The sequence below is a fragment of the Streptomyces sp. SID5469 genome (genome assembly GCF_009862865.1).
GTDB lineage: Bacteria > Actinomycetota > Actinomycetes > Streptomycetales > Streptomycetaceae > Streptomyces > Streptomyces avermitilis.
Map to the genome: position 1 here is coordinate 678078 of NZ_WWIN01000001.1, position 21145 is coordinate 699222.

Annotated in this window: 19 protein-coding genes, 1 pseudogene and 1 riboswitch; of the genes and pseudogenes, 5 read left to right on the forward strand and 15 right to left on the reverse strand. The window is 68.3% G+C overall.

Going from position 1 to position 21145, the window contains the following annotated elements:
- Window positions 1-88: 88 nt before the first annotated feature.
- Window positions 89-262, reverse strand: a complete 174-nt coding sequence (locus tag GTY58_RS39395) for a hypothetical protein (RefSeq protein WP_154696713.1) — start codon at window positions 260-262, stop codon at window positions 89-91.
- A gap of 116 nt (window positions 263-378) precedes the next feature.
- Window positions 379-669, reverse strand: coding sequence for a hypothetical protein (locus tag GTY58_RS39400; RefSeq protein WP_010981975.1), 291 nt, complete (start codon window positions 667-669; stop codon window positions 379-381).
- A 308-nt stretch (window positions 670-977) separates the two neighbouring features.
- Between GTY58_RS39400 and GTY58_RS02920 the strand changes: the two genes are divergently transcribed.
- Together GTY58_RS02920 and GTY58_RS02925 are read left to right on the forward strand one after the other, a co-directional pair.
- Entirely contained in the window at window positions 978-1889 is a 912-nt protein-coding gene (locus GTY58_RS02920) for an NAD-dependent protein deacetylase (protein WP_010981976.1), read from the forward strand.
- 384 nt (window positions 1890-2273) lie between these two features.
- Complete coding sequence (locus GTY58_RS02925) at window positions 2274-2705, forward strand: hypothetical protein (RefSeq protein WP_010981977.1); 432 nt, start codon at window positions 2274-2276, stop codon at window positions 2703-2705.
- A gap of 588 nt (window positions 2706-3293) precedes the next feature.
- On the opposite strand, the gene GTY58_RS02930 is transcribed toward GTY58_RS02925, so the two are convergent.
- Window positions 3294-4610 (reverse strand): DMT family transporter, encoded by a 1317-nt coding sequence (locus GTY58_RS02930; RefSeq protein WP_010981978.1) that lies wholly within the window; start codon window positions 4608-4610, stop codon window positions 3294-3296.
- 1024 nt (window positions 4611-5634) lie between these two features.
- Complete coding sequence (locus GTY58_RS02935; protein ID WP_042492681.1) at window positions 5635-6042, reverse strand: MerR family transcriptional regulator; 408 nt, start codon at window positions 6040-6042, stop codon at window positions 5635-5637.
- A 64-nt stretch (window positions 6043-6106) separates the two neighbouring features.
- Between GTY58_RS02935 and GTY58_RS02940 the strand changes: the two genes are divergently transcribed.
- Window positions 6107-6916: an alpha/beta fold hydrolase gene (locus GTY58_RS02940; RefSeq protein ID WP_042492684.1), complete on the forward strand. Its 810-nt coding sequence runs from the start codon at window positions 6107-6109 to the stop codon at window positions 6914-6916.
- 223 nt (window positions 6917-7139) lie between these two features.
- On the opposite strand, the pseudogene GTY58_RS02945 reads toward GTY58_RS02940, so the two are convergent.
- A pseudogene (locus GTY58_RS02945) lies at window positions 7140-7603 on the reverse strand (IS5/IS1182 family transposase); the annotation flags it as partial.
- A 244-nt stretch (window positions 7604-7847) separates the two neighbouring features.
- Between GTY58_RS02945 and GTY58_RS02950 the strand changes: the two are divergent.
- Window positions 7848-8717 carry a hypothetical protein gene (locus GTY58_RS02950; protein WP_037651824.1) on the forward strand — a complete coding sequence of 290 codons (870 nt, stop codon included), beginning with the start codon at window positions 7848-7850 and terminating at the stop codon, window positions 8715-8717.
- 481 nt (window positions 8718-9198) lie between these two features.
- Here GTY58_RS02950 and GTY58_RS02955 read toward each other — a convergent pair whose 3' ends face one another.
- Both GTY58_RS02955 and GTY58_RS02960 read right to left on the reverse strand, forming a co-directional pair.
- Window positions 9199-10062, reverse strand: coding sequence for a bifunctional 5,10-methylenetetrahydrofolate dehydrogenase/5,10-methenyltetrahydrofolate cyclohydrolase (locus GTY58_RS02955; RefSeq protein WP_010981982.1), 864 nt, complete (start codon window positions 10060-10062; stop codon window positions 9199-9201).
- Window positions 10063-10084: 22 nt separating this feature from the next.
- Window positions 10085-10170, reverse strand: a riboswitch (ZMP/ZTP riboswitch).
- Window positions 10171-10491: 321 nt separating this feature from the next.
- A complete protein-coding gene (locus tag GTY58_RS02960; RefSeq protein ID WP_242432288.1) occupies window positions 10492-11616 on the reverse strand; it encodes a S8 family peptidase in 1125 nt (374 codons plus the stop codon).
- 248 nt (window positions 11617-11864) lie between these two features.
- Between GTY58_RS02960 and GTY58_RS39405 the strand changes: the two genes are divergently transcribed.
- The gene (locus tag GTY58_RS39405; protein WP_154696714.1) at window positions 11865-12041 is read left to right on the forward strand and encodes a hypothetical protein; all 177 of its coding nucleotides are present in this window, start codon (window positions 11865-11867) and stop codon (window positions 12039-12041) included.
- Between the two features lie 18 nt (window positions 12042-12059).
- Here the strand turns inward: GTY58_RS39405 and ribA are convergent, their stop codons facing one another.
- From ribA to GTY58_RS03000, 8 genes are all read right to left on the reverse strand, one after another.
- Entirely contained in the window at window positions 12060-12737 is a 678-nt protein-coding gene (gene ribA, locus GTY58_RS02965; protein ID WP_010981984.1) for a GTP cyclohydrolase II, read from the reverse strand.
- A 94-nt stretch (window positions 12738-12831) separates the two neighbouring features.
- Complete coding sequence (locus tag GTY58_RS02970; protein ID WP_010981985.1) at window positions 12832-13878, reverse strand: zinc-binding dehydrogenase; 1047 nt, start codon at window positions 13876-13878, stop codon at window positions 12832-12834.
- A gap of 224 nt (window positions 13879-14102) precedes the next feature.
- Window positions 14103-15191, reverse strand: a complete 1089-nt coding sequence (locus tag GTY58_RS02975) for a hypothetical protein (RefSeq protein WP_010981986.1) — start codon at window positions 15189-15191, stop codon at window positions 14103-14105.
- Complete coding sequence (locus GTY58_RS02980; RefSeq protein ID WP_010981987.1) at window positions 15188-16357, reverse strand: DUF4331 family protein; 1170 nt, start codon at window positions 16355-16357, stop codon at window positions 15188-15190. The genes GTY58_RS02975 and GTY58_RS02980 overlap by 4 nt, the downstream gene beginning before the upstream one ends.
- Window positions 16358-16393: 36 nt before the next feature.
- Window positions 16394-17722 carry a peroxidase gene (locus GTY58_RS02985; protein ID WP_010981988.1) on the reverse strand — a complete coding sequence of 443 codons (1329 nt, stop codon included), beginning with the start codon at window positions 17720-17722 and terminating at the stop codon, window positions 16394-16396.
- Window positions 17723-17838: 116 nt separating this feature from the next.
- Window positions 17839-18468, reverse strand: coding sequence for a hypothetical protein (locus tag GTY58_RS02990; protein WP_010981989.1), 630 nt, complete (start codon window positions 18466-18468; stop codon window positions 17839-17841).
- Window positions 18469-18842: 374 nt separating this feature from the next.
- Window positions 18843-19430: a TetR/AcrR family transcriptional regulator gene (locus GTY58_RS02995; protein ID WP_010981990.1), complete on the reverse strand. Its 588-nt coding sequence runs from the start codon at window positions 19428-19430 to the stop codon at window positions 18843-18845.
- A gap of 194 nt (window positions 19431-19624) precedes the next feature.
- Complete coding sequence (locus tag GTY58_RS03000) at window positions 19625-21136, reverse strand: MFS transporter (protein WP_010981991.1); 1512 nt, start codon at window positions 21134-21136, stop codon at window positions 19625-19627.
- Window positions 21137-21145 lie beyond the last annotated feature (9 nt).

The window sequence follows — 21145 nt, forward strand, 5'->3', positions numbered from 1 at the left end:
GTCCGGGCGCACGATGGATACCGACGGGCAGGACCACCTCCCCTGCCCAGGGGCGCAAGCTGCCCGGCGGGGCAGCCGCCCACCACCGTCAGTCGGCCAGGACCTGCTGGACTGCGAGCTGGTCACGGCGCCGCAGCAGGGCGTCGATGTCGCCACCGATCTGCCCGGCCTCCAGCGGTTCGCCCAGCGCCTCGAACGCGACCTCGAGGCCGTCATCGCGGGCCTCGCCCAGCCCTGGATCGCCGGTGTCGTCGAAGGCCATGTCAACCGGGTCAAGATGCTCATGCGCCACATGTTCGGGCTCGCAGGATTCGATCTTTCCCGCGATCGGGTCCTACTGGCGTGATGCCGGCGGCGGTCAGGACCAGAGGCGCATGCTCAGTCACCAACGAACCAGACGTATCGATGGGAGCCTTCCTCCGCAGTCCGGCACAAGGCTCGCACCGCGTCAACCCAGGGACCACCTCGCGCTGCGGGCAGACGGTCCAACTCCTCAACCAGCATGGGGAGCTGCCAGGTGTTGAAGACGGTATCCGCGAACGGGCAGACACCGGCGAGCATGGGGAACTGCGACCGGTCGATCTCTGCGAGCGACTCGTCCCAGGCGACGCCATGCCCGGACCCAGCCAGAACGGTCCCGGACTCGTGACGAACCTGCAGGTTGATCATCGCGCCAAACTATCGCTCGGAGAGCCCACGGCCCATCCGATTTGGCTGAAGCCAGGTTCAGCCGGGGTCTCCTCAGGACGCCAGGCGCGCGTCACGCCTGCGATTGCCGCCTGCACCGCCCGTACCCCCACGGGGTCCGCTGTCGGGCCTGAGGCGCCCCGGCAACACCTTCTGAAGCGACATACGGAGCACTGCACGCCCAGATCAACAAGTCGTCACAGTCAGTGACTAGCCATGCAGGACGTGGGCCAGAGCCCGCCAAAGCTGACACAGCCGAGTGGTGGCAGCCGCTTGCGTACCCTGGCGGCATGCGCATGCGTCCCACTCTGAGCTGGACTCCTCCCGAGGACTTGCCACCGGCTACCACGGATGTGGAGCCGGTCGCCCGTGCGCTGAGTAACGGCGGTGTGCTGGTGCTCAGCGGGGCGGGTATCTCCACGGACTCGGGCATCCCCGACTACCGGGGCGAGGGCGGGAGCCTGAGCCGGCACACCCCAATGACCTATCAGGACTTCACCGCCGGCGTGCAGGCCCGGCGCCGCTACTGGGCGCGCAGCCACCTCGGCTGGCGTACTTTCGGCCGCGCCCGCCCCAACGCCGGACACCGGGCCGTGGCCGCATTCGCGCGCCACGGCCTGCTCTCGGGTGTGATCACCCAGAACGTCGACGGCCTGCACCAGGCCGCCGGCAGCGAGAGCGTCGTGGAACTCCATGGAAGCCTGGAGCGGGTCGTCTGCCTTTCCTGCGGCGCCTTCACCCCACGCCGCGAACTCGCCCTGCGGCTGGCGGAGGCCAACGTGGGATTCGAGCCGGTTGCCGCCGGAATCAACCCGGACGGTGACGCCGACCTCACCGACGAACAGGTCGGGGACTTTCGTGTGGTGCCCTGCACGGCCTGCGGCGGCATCCTCAAACCGGACGTGGTGTTCTTCGGTGAAGCCGTTCCGGCGCGGCGGGTCCAGCACTGTCGCACGCTGGTCGATCAGGCGACCTCGTTGCTGGTCCTGGGCTCCTCACTGACGGTGATGTCCGGGCTTCGGTTCGTCCGCCAGGCAGCTCAGGCCGGAAAGCCGGTACTGATCATCAACCGGGATGCGACGCGGGGCGACCCGCACGCCGTCACTCGAATCGCGCTCCCGCTGGGAACGGCTCTGACCACCGTGGCCGGCCGGCTGGACATTCCCGCCGACGACGAAGCGGCGGCCCAGACAAGGCAGTGACAGCAATGACACAGCCACGACGCCCCTCGTGGATCCGTTTCTGCACGCGAACAGGGCGGCGTACGCCAGGAGAAGAGGGAAGGCCATGTCCGGATACGGCTTCGCCCACGCGTCCGATGAAGTTCTCGCCGTCAGGAACGAGCTGGCCCACCATGTGATCCAACCGCTCCCGTGTGCCGGTCTGACCGCCTTCCGCGATGGGGAGACCGACACGGAGGAGCGTCCGGCGCCGTGGTCTACGTCGATTCCGATGCCGAGACGGCTTCGGCGGCTGTGTCCATGGCATGGCGGGGTGAGCCCGGCGTGGTCCGGGCCGCTCCACCAACACACAGCCAGAGACTCAAGGCATGGTCCTGCTCCGGGATGCGGGTAGCGTCGGTGCGTATGGACTTTGAACTGATAGAAGGAGCGCCCGAGTTCGGGTGTCTGATCGCCGAGGTCGAGGAGACCGGCGAGCGCATCCGGCTCACCGCGGACGGCGAGCCGGCGGGGGTGCTGCTGGCGGCGGCCGAGCTGGCGACACTGGAGTACTGGGCCGCACGTCACAACAAGGGCGCGCGGCCGCAGGACGAGCCGGCAGACGAGTACCCGCCGGGGCCGACGTCGTACGGGCCTTACATCGGCTACAGCCACCCGCACGGCGGGATGACCCTCACGCGGGGCCGGCTGGTCGTGGCAGAGCTGCGTGACGCCGAAACGGTGGCGTGGTTGGAAGAACAGGCGATGTATGGCCGTCAGGGGTACATGGGGCCGAAGCAGTCAGCAGCATTCGCCGAGTTCCTCGCCCGTCAGACGCCGGTCGGCGACGAGCACTGAACGACGTACCGATCGGGTGGCACTCGCCGACGAGGTGCGGCCGGTTGAGCGATCGGCACGGGTCAATCCAGCAGCATGACCGGCGGGACCCACTACTCGACGGCCAGGCCGTCGTCCCTGGCCGGCTCGTCCCGCCACCGGGCGAGCTCATGCCGAACAGCCAAGGTGTGGGGGTGTTTCGGGCCCAGTGTCCGCTCCCCCGCCACCAGGCAAGGCCCCGCCTCACGGCCAGGTATGGGGATGATCGGGGCCTAGCTCGGCGCCCGCACGCACGTGTGCCGTGGTCAGCGACCCGGCCGCATCGAGCTCCAACAACCTTGCAACCAGCGCCGACCGGACACCCTCAACCACGCCGTGGTCTCACCCCACGCGCCCGACTCCCCCACCCCACACCCTCCTCCCGGCGGAACCGACACCAACCCACTGACACCAAACCGGCACATCGCACGCGACCGAGCGGTCAGGATCCCCTTCAACGAGCCGTACGCCCGCGGCTTGCGGATACACGGCTACGAGCTCATCGACGTGTGCCGCTCCTGGGATCGCGTGAACAGCTCTCGCGCCCTGGTGTGTGGTTGGAGGGGCTGGTCAGCGCCGGCTCTTGATCTCGTCCAGCGTCTGTTCGACCGGGCCCGCCAAGACGTCGATCAGACCGTAGCGGTTCCGCACCTCGCGGTTCGTCTGTTCGGAGAATGTGCGACCTTCCTCACCCACCGGCACGATGACCGGCGCCACGTCTACACCATGTAGACCAAAGCGCCAATAGGTAGTGACGCGGCGCGATTCTCTCGTATAATGATCGATCGCATTGTTTTCTTGCATATCGGCCGTTTGGATGATGGTGTCGTTGTCCTCCTGCCCTGCCTTCACCCAATGGGGCAGCTCGACGCCCCGCCAGGAGTAACCAGGCCTTCCGAAATTTCCCATAACGAGCCGGTCTTTACGCGCCAGGCTCAGGGTGGCGTAGAACGTCAGCTTGTCGAAATGCGTGTCGATGGGAAGCTGAACAACGGTTCGCGTGAGCGCCTCATCTTTCGCCTCGACCCAGTGTCCGGCGGGAATCCACTGCTGCGCCGCCACCAGCTTGCCGGGCTGGTAGACCTCCCTGCGGGTGAGCGGGTGCTTCTCCCGGTATCTGGCCCATTGCTCGGCGCCCTCCCGCCACTTCGAGCGGTCCAGGTCCGTCGGGCTCACCGTCACGTCCTCTCCCATGGCGTGGAACTCGGCGCCCAGCACATAGAAACTCACATCACTGTGGTTCACGAGCTTGATGTCGACCGGCACGGAGAACGCCTTGCGGTCCGCACTGAGCACCGCCTTGCCCACGTTCAGCTGCACGAGCGGGGCGACCTCGCGCCGGTGCGGCTGAAAGAGATACTGGTAGCTGAAATTGGCGACCGCCACGATCGTGGAGACAATGAGTGCCGCAGCCACCCGCTTGGGAGTGGGGATCTCATCCAGTCTTCGCCACACCTGGATGACAGCCAATAGCGAACCCACGCTGAGCACAATGGACAGTACCTTGTAGACGACTCTCTCGCCGTCATTCCATGTCTGAAACGCGAGCAAGACGTTCGTCAACAACGCCACGCCGGTACTGATCAGCGCGACCACTCCAAAGTTGGAAATCGGCCCTCGGATCCAACAGTCCACGACCGCGGCAACACCCACGAGCATGATGAGGGCCGCCACCATGAGGGCCGCTCCGGTGACGCAACCCGGGAAAGTCAGAGCATCCTTGAAGTCCTTGAGGCCGCACCAGCCCACCGGCAGCGCCGTCAGGAGCAGGACCAGCGCAACCCATACCATTTCCGCCTGCGCGCATTTGGATTTCGTCAGGCCCCGTCGCACCATCACGTGCGAGCCGGAGCGGGACCCTGAGTCGGGCCCTAAAGAATTCGTCACATGATCTCCTCCTGGCGACACACCGGAATCCGATCACTATGCTCCGATGTGATCCACGCGGTCACTATCCGCATTCCGCCGGTCGGCTCACCAGCCTGCGCGAAAGCAGTATCGAGCGGCCCCGTCTGACGTCCGATGCTTCGGCGAAGGCGGTCGACTGTGACGAGTACGCGATGGCCTCGACACACGGGTCCGGCGGCTACCCCGAAGAGCGTGAACAAGGTGGCGTAGGGCAAGGAGTGCGCCCAGCTGTTCACCGACAAAATGGGTGAAGGTTCGGCGAACTTCGGCCTCCTGGCGGACACCCGCACGACGAACGGGCCGAGCGGCACGGAACGGTGCGGGCGTGCCGCAATCTCGAGCACCGCAGAACCAGAAGGCGTTCAGCGGTTTCCCGGTACCGAGGTGGCGGCTGCTGGACGGCGACGGGTTCTTCGCCGCCCTCCCCGGGGTTGAGCACTGCACATCAACCGCAAGGCTCGCCGCCTGGCTGGACGAGGGACCGGCCGCACATGGCTGGACGGACGACCAGGTGTGGACCGCGTGCAGATGCCTGGCCGGCCCGCCGCTGAGCGGGACGACGACGCGGTCACCGCGTGGCGGGAGGCGACCTGCCAGGAGGTGGAACCCTCCGGGCGGCGACCGGTGCGTTCATCTGCTTCGAGGACGAAGCGGGTGTGACCGGCCGGCCGCCCATGGGCCGCACCTGGGCCGGCGCGGCATCACCCCCACGGTGGGCGTTTCGGGGCGCAGTCGGGGACGGCTGTCGGTGGCCGGGCTCCTGTGCGTCGAGCCGAACCTGCCCACCCGCCTCCGCTACCGGCTGCGCCGGCGTACCGGCCGCAAAGGCGAGCGCCGCTCGCTCGGCGAGAACGACTACATCCGCCTGCTCGACGGCGCCCACCAGCTACTGAAGTCTCCACGGCGACTCAAAGCGCTGCAGTACCAGCACGGCATCCTCGGCGGCTTCCTCGCCGGGACCGGTCTCACTCTCGACAGACCGAACCGACCTAAAACGCCGAAGTCAGTAACTTGCCTCGTCAGCGTCTGGCTGAGGCGATCTCAGTGTCTCAGCGCCCTGTACGGGCGCGGCGGCGATGACGGTGTCGAGCATCGTGCGGGATGCCTGCAACTCCTTGATGGCGCGGGTGATCCGCTCCCTTTCCTGCGCCAGCTGGGCGACCAGGTCCGGGCAGGTGGGCACGAGGCGATCGTCGTCCGTGCGGATGCAGGGCAGAACCTGAGCGATCAGAGAAGTCGGGAGCCCTGCCGCCAGGAGGCAGCGGATACGGCGCACCGTTTCCACGTCCGACTCGCTGTAGATGCGGTAGCCGCTCGGTAGCCGCGCCGGTGCCAGAAGCCCTTGCTGCTCGTAGTAGCGCAGTAGCCGCTCATGGACTCCGGTGTGCCGGACCATCTCCTTCATGCGCACGTGGCTTGCCTCCCAGTGCCGCGACTTGACTCTGACATTGATGTCAGAGTTTAGCGTCGGCGGCATGAACACTGAGCACTCGCTTGCCACGCCTCACCTCGACGTTGTCGTGAAGGGCAGCGGCCCCGCACTGCTGCTTGCCCACGGTGCCGGCGGCGGTATCGATGGCAACTTCGGCCTCGTCCTCGACGATCTTGCCCGTGACCACACGCTCATCGGCCCGCACTACCCGGGGGCGGGCGGCTCTCCTTTGGCAACCGAGCCCTTGGACCTGGACGAACTCGCCGACCAACTGGTCGCCTCCGCCGTCGCGGCAGGGCAGGAGTCGTTCGTCGTGCTCGGCGAGTCGCTGGGCAGCGCCGTGGCCGTCCGGATCGCCTCCCGGCATCCCGAGCGGGTCAGGGCACTCGTCCTCACCGCCGGGTTCCCTGTCGCGGACCCGGTCCTGGCGCTGGCCGCCCAGCTCATCAAGACCTTGGCAGGGGCGGGCCAGTGGCGCGACATGGCCCGGCTCGCCTGCCTTTCGTGCCTGTCGCCGACGGATCTGGCGGACATCGCGCCGGCCGACCTCGATGCACTGGTGACCCAGACCCTGGCCGGGATGCCGCCGGGGACGGTGGACCACTTCGACCTGGTGTCCCGAGTGGATGTCCGAGCAGACCTCGGACACCTGTCCGCCCCCACGCTGGTGGTGGCACCGACCGGCGACAGGCTGGTCCTGCCCCAGAGCTCGTATCGATTGGCGGCCGGCATCACGGGCGCCAAGCTGATCGAACTGCCCGGCGCGGCCCACATCCTGAACGAGGCCGACCGCACGACGTGGCTGCGACACGTCCGCGAGTTTCTCGGCACTCTTCCCGCGAAGTCGGCATGACCGCTGCTGGGGCACCGTTCAACGGTTGAAGCGGTGCCCCAATCCCGCGGAGCCTTCCGCGCCCCCCGGCAACCGGCGAACGACCGCCCGTTCGTCCTCATCTTGGCCGTGCCCGTAAAACCATCGCCCAGCACCCCGCCCCGAGCAACCGCAACTACCCTGCCACCAGGACATATACCCAACCAAAGAGGCCCCCAGCACTAGAGTCCGTCTTCGGTTGTGATCAATTGGTCTGCAGGAGACTGCCGATCCAGATGGTGGCTGCGCGGAGGTGGAATCCGGCGAGGTAGCTCTCGGGCGTCTTGTCATGGCGGGTAGCGATGCCTCGCCAGTCCTTCATCCTGTTGATGGCCCGCTCGACCGTGTTGCGGTCGCGGTAGAAGCATGACTTCCTTGATACGGCGTTTACGCAGGTGGGAGTGGTTGGCGCGAGAAAAATAGGCTTTGTCGCCGGTCACGGCGGCGGGCCGGGTGCGGGGACGGCCGGCGGGCAGACGGGCCCGAACCTTCGCCAGGACCGGGAGGACCGTGAGGAACTGGGGGCTGTCGGCGGCCTGGCCGGCAGTCAGGCCAGCGCCATCGGCCGACAGCGCCGGTCGGCGGCCAGGTAGATCTGGAGGTCAGCCCGCCGCGGGACCGTCCGAGCAGGGCCGCCTTCAGCCGGGCCTGCCGTCTCGGGTTGGTGCGGTACTTCTTCCTCGATGCCGCGGACCGGGCTGAACCGGGACGCCACACGCTCCTGCCCGCCCCGGCTACACCAACACCCCCGGTCACGGACCGTGATCACCCTGTCAGCTCCTCCAGGCTGCCGTCGGGCGCCGGGGAGGGCAGAGTGGGGCCGTGGCGCGACCCGACGAGCGCACAGGCGCTGGCCGTATCCCTGCGGCCATCGGGTCGTTCCCACCGGCCGACGCAGGTCAGGAGACCGCCCATGGCAGCAGGAGCGAGCAACAGCACCGCGAATGCCGACTGGGGCAAAGCCAACTTCAACGACATCTACAACTGCCCCGACCCCCGCCCGTACTTCGCAACCCTGCGATCCCTCGAGTACCAAATACCCCACCATGGGCAGGCCGTCTTCCGGGCACTGACCTATGCTCTGCGCTGGCTGCACCCCGACCGGACGCCACTGAACGTGGTGGACCTGTGCTGCTCCTACGGGATCAACACAGCTCTCCTCAACTGCCGTGTCACTCTGTCGGACCTGTCCACCCGGTACACCTCCCACCACCTCTCCGCCCTGCCAACCCGGCAACTCGCGGCCGAGGACCGGACCTTCTTCGCAGCGCGCCGCCGCCCGGAAGCCGCAACGGCGACAGGCATCGACTCGGCAGCCCTGGCCGTCGGATACGCCCGCGCCGTCGGCCTACTCGACCACGCCTTCGCGGAGAACCTCGAAGTCACCGAACCGAGCCCCGCCCTGCGCCGCACACTGGCGGGCACGGACCTCATCACCGTCACAGGCGGCGTCGGCTACGTCTTCACCCGGACCTTCACGAGGCTTCTCGACTGCATGCCGACCCCACCGTGGGTCGCGGCGTTCGTGCTGCGCACCGTGCCCTACCAGCCGATCGCCGACCTGCTCGCACGCTCGGGCCTGGTGACGGAGAAACTGTCCGCCCGTACCTTCCGGCAGCGCCGCTTTGCCGACAGCGCCGAACGGTACGCGGCGTTCCACGCCCTGGCTGTGAACGGACTGCACACGGCAGACAAGGAAGCGGACGGCTTCTACCACACCGACCTGTATGTCTCCCGGCCCGCTCCCGACATCGCGGCGCTGCCTCTCGCACGCCTGCTGTAACCCGAGGCGCGTCGGCGAACCGTCGGTGCGTGGCTGGAACACCGGCGCCGATGCCGGCCCGCCACCTCCGACCCGCCCCCTGCTGATCAACCAGACCGACAAGCACTCGTCCACGGCCCCGACCCGCTCCACCTCGCCGAGGTGTTCGGACTCGACGAGAAGAAGGCGAAGGTGAAGGTGAACGGCAAGGAGGTCATCTTCCGCGGCGGCGAGGCCACCGGAGTGTTCCGCAAGCGGCTCCACGAGATCCCATAGGCGCAACGTGATCAGCCGTTCCATGCTCCCCCGATCGCCCAACCGGCGTACTGCCCGGCTTCCCCGCCACCAGTTGCCTTGACGTGCACAGCTCTGGGCGACCTAGCTACGTTCGGTTGGGCGCGCGGAGGGAGACTGTGCAACAACTGTAGTCGGGGCACTCCACCGCCTGGCTGTGGCGGGAGGCACCAACACCCAGATCTACGTTCGGGTGATGTTCACGATTTCACTGCTGGACTCCGAGCTGGTTCGCGGCGGCGTCCACGGTCTGTTCGAGCAGGACGGCGATGGTCATCGGTCCTACGCCGCCAGGCACCGGAGTGATCAGACGGGCACGGGTGAGAACGGCGTCGAAGTCCACGTCGCCGACGTTGCCCGGGTTGTATCCGGCGTCGATCACCACCGCGCCGGGCTTGATGTCCTCACCGCGGATGAGCCGGGGCCGTCCCACGGCCGCTACCACGACGTCCGCTTCCCGGACCATCGCCGATAGGTCTGCCGTGCGGGAGTGGCAGTAGGTCACCGTTGCGTCCTTGGCGAGCAGGAGCATCCCCACCGGTTTGCCGAGAATCGCGCTGCGCCCCACCACGACGGCGTGCTTGCCGGCGAGGTCGACGTCGTACGCCTCCAGCAGCCGCATGATTCCGCCCGGGGTGCAGGATACGAAGCCCGGCAGGCCAAAGCTCATTGCGGCGAAGGAATGCATCGTGACCCCGTCGACATCTTTCGCCGGGGCGATGGCCTCGAACGCCGCGCGCTCATCGATGTGCGGGCCGCAAGGATGCTGGAGAAGGATGCCGTGCACCTCCGGATCGCCGGACAGCCCAGAGAGACTGTCGATCAGCTCAGCGGTCGTGGTGGTAGCAGGCAGAGCGATGTGTCGAGACCGGATACCTGCCTTTGCGCACCGTGCCCGCTTCATGCGGACATAAGTGACCGATGCGGGGTCATCTCCCACCAGCACCGTCGCCAGACAGGGGGCAGTACCCGTGCGCTGTGAGATCTCGGCCGCTTTGGCAGCAGCCTCTTCGACGATGCGCCGGGCATGGCCGGTGCCGTCCATGAGCTGGGCCGTCTGAGTCGCGGACATGGTCGTCCTCCAGGCGTTGCTGACCACTCGCCCAGGCGCACGGCAACGACGTCTCGTCAGACCGCTCCCCGGTGGTGCTCCACCTCAGCGCCAGTCACGGCCCACACCGCACTGTAGTAGACGCAGCATGCATACTCCGATCAGTGCCCTTGGCTGGGTGGGCCGGCCCACACCCTCTGCGCTGACGTCAATCTTGTGGGCACTCCTGACGCGCCTCCACGCCAGACGCCTTCTGAACTCACACACAAGATGCTGCTGGAAGCGAACGAAGCCAGTCAGCGGTTGACTTCGAGGTTCGTCAGAACAAGCAGGGCACGCAGGAGGTGGGTGGCGCGGGCGGGGCCGCTGCGGAGTCTGGTGACGGACCGCCAGTTCTTGAGGTGGGCGATGCCGTGTTCGACCGGTGCGCGTCCAGGGTGGGGCGGCAGGTCAGAGGCCGCCGGTGTTGAGCAGCCGGTTGGGAGTGTCGGAGCGGACATCGCGCACGACACCACGGGTGGCCGTGTGGTCGAGCCAGACGTGGACCTCGTGAGCAGTGGCATGGGGGTGCGCCGACAGGTACAGCGCGATCACGCCGGTCGCATGCGGCGCGGCCCAGGACGTCGCGCCGTCGTTCTCCGTGGTCGTACCGCCGCCGGCGAGGGCGGCGGTCACCTTCTGGCCGGGGGCGTACAGGTCCACGCACCGGCCGTAACCCGATCCGTAGGAGCCGCCGTCGCTCCACGCGCGGTCGTTCGAGGTGGAGGCCGCCACGACGATCGTGCCGGGGACGCCGGCCGGGGAGTGCTTGCAGGCGTCGTCATGGAAGTTGCCGGCCGACACCACCGTCGGGATCCCCGCGTCGACCATCTTCTTCACGGCGGACTCCACGGCCGCCGACCGGTGGTCGAAGTTGAGCGACATGTTCACCACCGCCGGCTTCTGCGCGTGCGCGGTGACCCACTTGACCGACTTGACCACGGCCGCCTCGGCCGCCGCCGGGGAACCGCCGCCCTCGCTCTCGCACAGGATGCCCTGGACCCGTACGAGCTCCGCCTTGGGCGCCACCCCGTACCTCGCCCCGCCGATAATGCCCGCGACGAACGTGCCGTGGCCGATGCCCCCCTCGTTGAAGCAGTCACCGGAGTCCTTCGGGCCCACGAAGTCGGCGCCGAGGCGGGCGCGTCCGCCGAACTCCTTGTGAGCGATGTCCATCCCGGTGTCGATCACATAGACGTGAACGCCCTTGCCCGTGGCGGTGGTGGTGAACTTCCCGTTCAGCGGCCGCGACCGCTGATCCAGAATGTCCAGATTCCACGGCACGTGCCGGGTGATGGGCGACGCCGCGGTCTGCGCGATCCCGGACAACTTCCCCACGGTGCCGGGAGACGTCGAGGCCGAGCCGGAGGACGCCCCGTCCCCTGCGGGCGCCACGGGCTCCCCCTTCCCGTGCGCGGGGAGCGTCCCGCCGGTCCCCCCGGCCGCCGCGCCGGCTTCCCCGCCGCAGGCCGAGGCCCCGAGCATCGTCGCCATGGCCACCGCCAGAAGACCGGCCTTCGTTACGTTCCGCGTCACAACGTCCCCCACATCCCTGCTTCGTACACAGTCAGCGCACAAGACGGCCACAGAGGACGGGTGGTTCCGGCGGGGCGTGGGGGTGAGTCGGTTCACACGCTGGGCGGAATCCTGTCCGACCGCGCACCAGAAAAGGGCGCCGCCGGACACGATCCCGGCGGCGCCGTGTCAGCGTTTGCGGGACGGCCCTTGCCAGGGCTTGCAGATCATCAACACGTCGCCTTGATCTTGTTGTGGGACTCTCCGGTTTGGACGAGGACGCGAGCGTGAAGGGCCGCGAGGATGAGGGCTACTTGTTCCTGGCCGAGTACAGCTTCCGGTTTCGCATCGACCGCTGGTGCCGGGGACGCGTCTTCCTGCTCGGCGACGCGGCCCATCTGCCCGGTCACGCGCGGCATCGCGTTGACGACAGGGCTGAGCCATGAGCCGATGGGCATCGGCCGTCAGCCCACCGTCAGTTCCGTCAGCGGCAGTGTGTGCTGAGTGCGGACCACCTTGGTACGGAGGTAGCGGATGTTGTGGGCCGTGGTGAACACGCCCGTGGGAACGTGCTGGGTCACCGTTAGGCCCAGGGTGCGCAGCTGGGCCGCCTTGTCCGGATTGTTGGACAGCAGGTCCAGCTCAAAGATGCCTAGGGCGGCGAGCATCTGCGCGGCGGCGGTGTAGTCGCGGGCGTCCTCGGGGAGGCCGAGGGTCGTGTTGGCCTCGTAGGTGTCGAGGCCCTGGTCCTGGAGGGCGTAGGCGTCGAGCTTGTTGTAGAGGCCGATGCCGCGTCCCTCCTGGCGGAGGTAGAGCAGGACGCCTCCGCGGTCGGCGATGCGCTCGAGCGCCTCGCGCAGCTGGGGGCCGCAGTCGCAGCGGGCCGAGCCGAAGACGTCGCCGGTCAGGCACTCGGAGTGCAGGCGCACCAGCGGGGGCCGGCCAGCGGCGGGTTCGCCGAGGATGACGGCCACGTGTTCCTGCCCGTCGGCGAGGTGGTGGAAGGTGGCGAGGTCGGCGGTCACTGTACAGCCGTCGCCGAAGCGGAGTGGGACCGTCACGCGGGTGCGCACCGTGGTTGCCGACAGGCCTGTCGGATTCCTGCTGTCACTGGATGCGGTGGCGTTGCGTGAGTCGCGCATGTCGGTCTGCTTCTCTGGGGGGGCGGTTGCGGGTGTTGGGCGCGCTATGGGCCGGCTCCGTCGCCGGGGCGGCCCATCTCGCTCGGTCGACTCGTCAGGGAACGAGGATGAGGCGGATCGGATCGCCGATCTTGTTCTCCAGGCGGTGGATCGCCTCGGGGACGTCGGCCAGGGGGATGTGGTCGGTGATGGACGGGGCCAGGTCGAGACGGCCGCTGCCGGCCAACCGGATCAGCTCGTAGACGTGATCGAACGAGGATCCGTAGTGTCCGAACACCTTCTTGTTCTTCAGGTTGAAGGTCATCTTCTCCGAGATCTTCAGCGGCTCGGTGGTGATACCCACCAGGACGAGCGCACCGTGGTTACCGAGGAGAGGCGACGCCTGCTCCCTGACCCGGGGAACGCCCGCGAAGTCGAAGGCGTAGTCCAGGCCCAGGCCGTCGGTGGCCCGCAGCACGGCTTCGACGAAACCGGGGTCGGACGGGTCGAGCGCGACATCGGCGCCGAACGCGAGGGCTCGCGCACGCGCATTGGGCAGCGGGTCGACGGCGATGATCGGCGTGGCACCCATCATGCGGGCCAGCCGGACGGCATGGGCGCCCACCCCGCCCACTCCCCAGATGCCCACGGCCTGGGCGGAACGCACCTGCACGGTGTCGACCAGGGCCGCGTACGAGGTGGAAACGGCGTCGGGGATGATCGCCGCCTGGTCGAAGGGAAGTGTGTCGGGGATGGGGACGACGGTGTCCTCACGGGCGATCGTGTACTGGGACCAGCCACCGTCGTAGTCGACGCCGCGGCCGCGGAACGATACGCACGTGCCGCCGCTGACGCAGCGGGCGCACTCGCCGCAGGGCTGTCCTGCCTGCAGGGCGACCCGTGTGCCGACGGCCAGGTCCCGCTTGAGGCCGGGTCCCAGGGAATGGATGACGCCGGAGAGTTCGTGCCCGAGGGTGAGCACATTGGAGTTCAGGTGCAGCGGCGTGATGCTTCCGTCGATGAGGTGGAGATCGGAGAGGCACACGCCCGCCGCCTTCACTTCGATCAGTACTTCGCCCGGCCCGGGTACGGGGACCGGGATCTCCTCCATGGCGAACTTCTTCGTGTCCAGGTGGACGCGTCCTGCCAGCATGGTGTCCATCGTTTTGGGCCTTCTCGGGTAGTGGTTACTGATTTGGAGTGCTGCGGCGGTCCGTGGGACCACGAGGGGGTGAGGGGGGCTGCGAGGGGTTGAGGGGGGTCTCAGCCGGTAAGAGGCCGAGTCGCGTTTGCCCCTGCGGGCTGGTACGGGGGCGGCCGAACGGCATGCCGATCCGTCCGGCCGACCCCGCCGTGCCCCATATCGCCGGCATCGCCGCTCGGCGGCTATGGGGCAGCCTGTGCAACCCGGTTCTGGGCAACCCGGTTCTGCGCGAGGACAGCGCGCTGGAACAGGGCATGGGCTCGGGCTGTCTGGCGGAATGCGAGGTTCTGCAGCGCCAGTTGGAGCCCCCGCTCGGCATCGGCCCCCACCGTGAGCCAGAAGTCGGCCGCGTGGTCGGCGTAAGCCTCCGGGTGACGCAGCACCAGTTCGCCGTAACGCGCCGCCGCGCGCTCGCGCCACTGGTTCGCCTCCTGAAACCTGTCGCATGCGTGCAACGCGGCCGCGAGGTGGCCGGCGTACTCGGGGTCGTCGCTGGCCCAGGTGAGGGGACGCAGGAGGGCGACGGCGGCCTGAGGGTCGTCGCGCAGCAGCTCGACCTCGGCCAGGTGGCCCAGTGCCGGCGCGTAGTCGGGCACCCGGCGCCGGGCGGCCTCGTAGCACGAGCGGGCCGCATCGAGATCGCCCTCGCGGTGCCACATCACACCGCGTCGGAAGTCCAGCTGGGCGAGCGGAAACGGTGAGGTCCCCTGATAGTGGCGCCGCGCCTCGCCGAACAGCCGCTCCGCCTCGCTGACCTCCCCCCGCTCGGCCTGGAGTACGGCGAGCGCGCCGAGCGTCGTGAAGTCACTCTGCCGCTCCGCCGCTTTGCGGATCAGGGCCATGGCATCCGCGTAGCAGCCGAGGGCCTGCAGAACGACGGCTCGCTCCGCGTCCACCGTGGCCTCCTCCGCGCCGTTCCGGCCCGCCGCGCCGAGGTCGGCAACGGCCTCGGCGAAGCGGTGCAGGGTCGCCCGCGTCCTGGCGCGGGCGAGCAGGGCCGTGCCGTCCTCGGGAGCGACGTGCACGAGCTGCTCAGCGAGTTCCGCGGCCCGCTCGTAGTCGGCGACGCGGCCCAGGATGTGGCCTCGGAGGTTGAGGAGGTCGATCAGGGCCGCCCCTTGCGCCACCGCCAACGGAGCCGCCGACGTCTCCCCGGTATCCGCACGGCTGAGCCGTACGGCCAGGCCGTCGATCTGCCCGTGCAGATTCGTTACGGCGATGGTGCCGCTCGTCGTGACCGGCTCCCTCTCCTGGGGAGGCGCCCCGGTCATGCCGCTTCCTCGCGGGGAGGCATCTGCGCGGCCAGGCGGGCACCCAGGTCCGGCGGGGTCGGGTTGGGAGCGTTCAGGTAGGGGAAGCTGTGGGTCGCCGGCTGAGTCGGCTGGTCGACGCCGTCGCTGATGCGCTCGCCGTCGATGCCACCCACCAGCAGCGTGAAGAGGGTGTCCACGATGTCGTCGTTGAGTGACCGGCCACCGCAGGTCGTGTGCGGGCGGCCGGCGAGCAGGGCGGTCTCGATCTCGAAACAGCCGTCCTCGGAGAAGGGCTTGGACAGGTCGACGACGAGGAAGTCCGCCAGCAGCAGTTCGGTCAGCGGGTGGGCACCCTGCTCGTCCAGCGGCCAAGCGGTCTTGCCGTCCAGGCCGTCGTAGAAGGCCAGGTTGGCATTGAGTCGTGCGCGGTAAGTGCTCGCATAGTCGGGCCGCACGCTGAAGGCGTCCTCCTCGTTGAAGAGGTCGCGGATCTCCAGATCGCTGTTGACGGTGTCGAACTTCTTGGGCGACATGATCACGTTTTTGATCTCCGGCCGGCCCATGCGCTCCAGCCGCACCGGGCGTCCACCGGAAGTCACGGTCTCGCCGACGACCGCCACCAGCGAGTCGGCGGCCGGACCGAGCACCGCGGCGTCGACTTCGAGCACGATGCTCAGCGCGTTCAGGCCCTCCAGAACGTTGCTGGCATCAGACCTGAAGCCCAGCTTCCCCGTCGCCTCGGTGACCATCACTCCCACGAAGTCGATGAAGAACGGGTCGAGCCGCGACCCGGCGAAGATCTTCAGTTCCTCGGCCTCGGTGGGCACCTCGTTGCCGACCTGGAAGGCGATCTTCCGGCCGCTGGGCGCATGGCACGTGCCCATCTGCAGCAGGGTGTCCGTGCCGTCGACCTTCTGGGGGGCGTCGAAGGTGAAGTCGAAGACGTACTCGTCCTCGCCGACATTGAACGCCGCATCGGCACTCTCGCTCCCGGGCGTGACCGGGCGGACGCGGAAACGATAGGTGATCGCATCGGAGAACAGGGCCGTAGGGGCCGAGGCCGGGAACGTGTTGAGGACGAGCACCAGGTTCCCCGGCCGCTCCGGGCTGGGGAAGGCATACACGTCGGCGATGTCGGACGCAGGGTCGGCGATGGCACGCGGCCCGGAGAAGTGGTCAGCCATGAGAAACGCTCCTTGTCGTGTTGATCGTGAGAGATGTCAGGTGTCGAGGTCGGCGATCCAGCGCAGCGCCGACAGACCGGGCATGAAGCAGTACTCGCCACCCCGGTTGACGACGAACGGCGGCAGCCCCTTGAAGCGGCGGCGGATCGGCTGGCGCGGGACGGTGAACCCGCCGTCGTCGTTCACGCCGATCAGCGGGTCCCTTTCCGCGGGCGACCCGATGAACTTGCCGTCGTTCACCCACTGCCGCTGGACGAACTCGAACTGCCGGTCCAGGTGCGCTCCGACAAAGGCGAACATGATGCCGCGGTCGGCGCCGTCGTCCTCCAGCACTCCCTTGGGCAGCGGCGGGCCATAGGTCGTACCGCGCCGGATCATGCGGTGCAGTCGCACCTCACCGGTGACGACCGCGTCCCGCGGGTTCATCCGCCGGGCGTGGGAGCCCACCGGGCACTTGAGGCCCTCCGGGTCGTCGCCGTACATGAACGCGTTGTTCCGCGCGGGGTCGGCACCGAGTTCAGGATCGTCCTTGTCCGGCGTCAGCGCCAAGGGGGCGCCACTGGGCCAGCGGCCGACGAACTTGGCCGCCAGCAGCTCTTCGTCAGCGGGGTCTTTGGCGCGGTCGCGGAGGTACTGACGGAAGTCGGCCACTCGCGTGTGCAGCTTGCGGAAGGCCACGTACGTTCCGTTGCGCCCGAGCACCTCGGGCTGCGGAACGGGTGTGATGCCGTGGGTCTCGTCCTTGTATCCGGTGATGAACTCGCCTGCCCTGAGCGGCTCTTCGTACGGATTGGTACCGGGAATGCCCGTGCCCTCGATCGCCGGCTGACCGATGCTGTCCCGGAAACCGAAGGGTTCCTTCTCGTCCGGTCCGACGTGTACGTCCTGCTGCCAGATGGCAACGACGCCGGGCAGATCGCGCAGGGCGTCGCGGACCAGGAGGAGGACCGTCTCCAGGCGGGCGGCATCCGGGGCGAGTCCGCCGAGGACGAGGTGCACGTCCTTCGAACCGAGCGGGCCCTCCCAGTTCTCCGGCGCGCTCTCCCCGATGTCCCCGATGTACTCCGCCCGCGCGGCCATGCCCTCGCGGAACTCCTCCGGGAAGGTGGCCAGCGACTCCTCAGGCACCCCCAAGGCCTTCAGGCCCTGGAAGCTGAGTGCCACCGCGAGCGAGACCTGACGCTCGGGGTCGAACGCGGCGACCGAGTCGAGGGCGGGGGTGAGCCGCCGCAGCAGCTCGCGCCCCTGCCGCCGGTCGTCGATGCGCAGGGCGAGGTAGGCGCCCGCGTATGGCGTCGGCCGTGGCTCCAGAGCGGCGGCCTGGATGTCGTCGATCTCCAGGGCGTTGCCCTTCTCGATGCTCATGATGCCTTCCAGAACTGTCTTGCGTGGACGGAGTCGTCACGCGGGTCGTGGAGGGGGCGTGGGTGGCGCCCCTTCCCGGAGGGGTGGGTGTGGTGCCCTCCGGGGGTGGGGGTGGGTCAGCTGGCGGCCTGGGCGAGCAGCGGCTTGAGGGCCGGGTGCTGGAGGGCCTCCTCGGCGGCGGGGTCGTCCAGGACCTCCTGGAAGGCGGCGTTGATCCGCTCGGCCTTGGTGATCTCCGACATCGTCAGGGAGCTGACCGGGTTCCAGTAGGCGGTGGCCTTCTGCTGCCCGTCCTGCAGGATCCACCTCATGCCGGCCATGTTCGCGATGATGTGCTCGTCGAAGCCCTCGCGCGTTTTGTCGCCCGTGAGCGACTCGAGGCCGCCGGACTTCTCGATCCACGGGGCGATCTTGGTGTCCCACTCGGTGGTGTGCTGCATCCAGTCCACGAAGTGCTCGAAGCCGACGGTCAGGAACGCGTCGTCGATGTAGGGCTCCCACTCCGTCTCGAAGGTGGTGGCCCACAGCAGCTCCGTGCCGTTGTTGAAGATCACGTGGCGGGTGTCACGCAGACCGGTCTTGATGGTGGCGGCCATGGGGGCCTGCTTCAGGGCCTCGACCATCCGCTGGCAGGCCGCCGCGCACTCCTGCTCGTGCCCCGGCTTGATGTGGAAGTACGTGGCCATCTCGGAAACGACACCGTCGGTGGCGCCCTTGCCCGCCTTCTTCGTGACCGTAGCGTTCATGGATTCCTCCATTAGAGACCTTGTGCGCGAATGCCATGGCATTGACGACATCTATGGACAGTTGCGGGATCCGCCTTTTCGCGAACCCCCTGTGAGACAGGTTGACTCACAGAGAGTCTATGAGTCAACTTGTCTCAAAGAGACCTGCGTCACACCGACTCAGTCCACAGGCGCGCAGTGATCGAATCGGTGGCACCCGCGCCGGACCGCGAGCCGATCGGCTCGCGCCGACAGGTTCTGCCGACTGCCACTGAAGCAGTCGGGGAACCCAGAGATGACAGGACCTCGCAGCCCTTCATCGGCGCGAAGGAATGCCGCCTTGGTCAGCCCCGGCCGAACGGCGGACATCCAGCCACGCCGGGGACTCAACGACGCTAGGACCAGCCCCGCATAGCGGCATCCACGACGGCCTCCACGGTGTCCCGCCCCAGACGGTTCCCAGCGAGAAAGCGCTCGAAGAACAAGGGGCCCGCGGTAGCCATGGCAAAGGTCTCGGGGGTGACGTCGGACCGGAGCCGGCCGCGCTCCACGGCCACGGCAACAGCGGGACGCAGGGCATCGGCGATCTGGTTCAGCAGCGACTCCCGGAGGCGGCGCATGCCTTCGTCATGCCGTGAGCCGCCGAGGATCGCAGCAAGCACGGCACCGGACTGCTCGTCGTCCCATCGCTCGGCAAGCACGCCGAGACGGTGAACGAGCTCCGCTCGCGGATCGTTGCCCGAAGCGGCCCGAAGCTCCTCAGGCATCGGAGGCAGAGGGGGCATGCCGGCTTCCAGCGCGGCCAGGCGTAGGTCGAGAAGGCCGGGCCAGTGCCGATAGACGGTGGCTCTGCCAACGCCGGCGCGGGTGGCGACCGTTTGATGCGTCACGGCCTCCAGCCCCCCTTCCGTGAGCAACGCGGTGGCCGCCGAGACCATGGCGTCACGGCTGCGCAACAAACGCGGATCGGTTCTGTCTTCCACCCCTCTGTTCCCTTCTATGAGACAACGCAGCTTACAGCCTACTATGAGACATTCCGTCTCAGAGATGGGAACTGGGTAGCCGCAGAGAACCTGCGGGACTATCCCGGGGCTGCCCCGTCAAAGGTAACCGTGCCCTTCCCCCCTTCGTTCCTCCCGCACGGCCCGCGCCCCTCTCGGACAGACCCGTTCGTTGATCACATGTGAACGACAGGCGCGGCGTTCTCGTCCTGCTGCGGCACGCCGCGGCGGTAGAGCAGGGCGGTCACGCCCAGGCCGATGACGAAGACGGCCGCCGACCACCAGTAGGCAGTGGAGTAGCCCTCGAGGCCGGCCTGGGCCAGGACGTCGGGGTCCTTGGGGTTGCGGCCGGAGAGGTAGTCGGTGACGGCGTCGGAGGCCATCGTGCTGAGCAGGGCGACGCCGATGGACCCGCCGACCTGCTGGACGGTGTTGACGGCGGCGGACGCCGCCCCGGCGTCGGCCGCCGCCACGCCGGAGGTGGCCAGGCTCATCGCGGGCGCGATGACCGCGCCCAACCCGATGCCGACGAGCACCAGTTGTGGCAGTACCTGCGTCACGTATCCGCTGTTCAGGTCCAACGCGGTCATCCAGACCAGGCCGACGGCCGCAATGGCCATGCCCAGCGGTACCACCGGCTTGGGGCCTATGCGCGGCACCAGGACGTTGGCGGCCACGGCGGAGGCGGACGACGAGGCCACGATCATGGGCAGGAAGGCGAAGCCGGTCTTCAGGGCGCTGTAACCGAGGCTCTGCTGCAGGTAGTAGGTCAGGAACAGGAACACGCCGAACATGCCCGCCCCGCTGACGAAGAGGGCAGCGAAGGAGGCGCCGCGGTTACGGTCCAGCAGGACCCGCAGGGGCAGCAGTGGATATGCCGCCTTGCTCTGCCACCAGCCGAAGAGGCCCACCAGGACGGTACCGGCCGCGAGCATGCCCCACGTCGCCACCGAACCCCAGCCGTGCGTCTCGGCGTTCGAGAAACCGTAGACCAGGCAGAACAGGCCGGCGGAGACCAGCAAGGTGCCGGGGATGTCGAGCTTCGAGGACGTGTCCCGCGAGGTGCGGCGCAGCAGGGCTGCGCCACCGGCGAACGCCACCACCGCGAAGACCACGTTGACGTACATGGTCCAGCGCCAGTCCAGGTACTCGGTCAGCACCCCGCCGAGGATCAGGCCGATGGCGCCACCCGCACCGGCGACCGAGCCTGCGACGGTGAAGGCCTTCGCACGCTCGCGCGGATCGGTGAAGGTGGTCATCAGAAGCGACAGCGCGGACGGGGCCAGCAGGGCGGCGAACCCGCCCTGGACCGCGCGCGCGGCGACGAGCATGCCGAATCCGTTCGCCGCGCCTCCCACCATGGAAGCGGCCGCGAAACCGGCCAGACCCACCAGGAAGGTCACCTTCCGCCCGACAAGGTCTGCGACCCGGCCGCCGAGCAGTAGCAGGCTGCCGAAGGCCAGCGCATAGGCGGTGACCACCCACTGCCGGTCGGCGTCCGAGAAGCCCAGCTCGCGCTGGGCGGACGGCAGAGCGATGTTCACGATGGTGCCGTCGAGGACTCCCATCAGTTGGGCGAGGGAAATGACCACCAGAATCCACCAGCGGCGCTGGTGTGACGGGTCGACAGCCCCATTCTTCGGTGCGGTCTCAACGCCGCGAGCGGCGGCGACGGTGTTCTGCGACATGGGGACAGC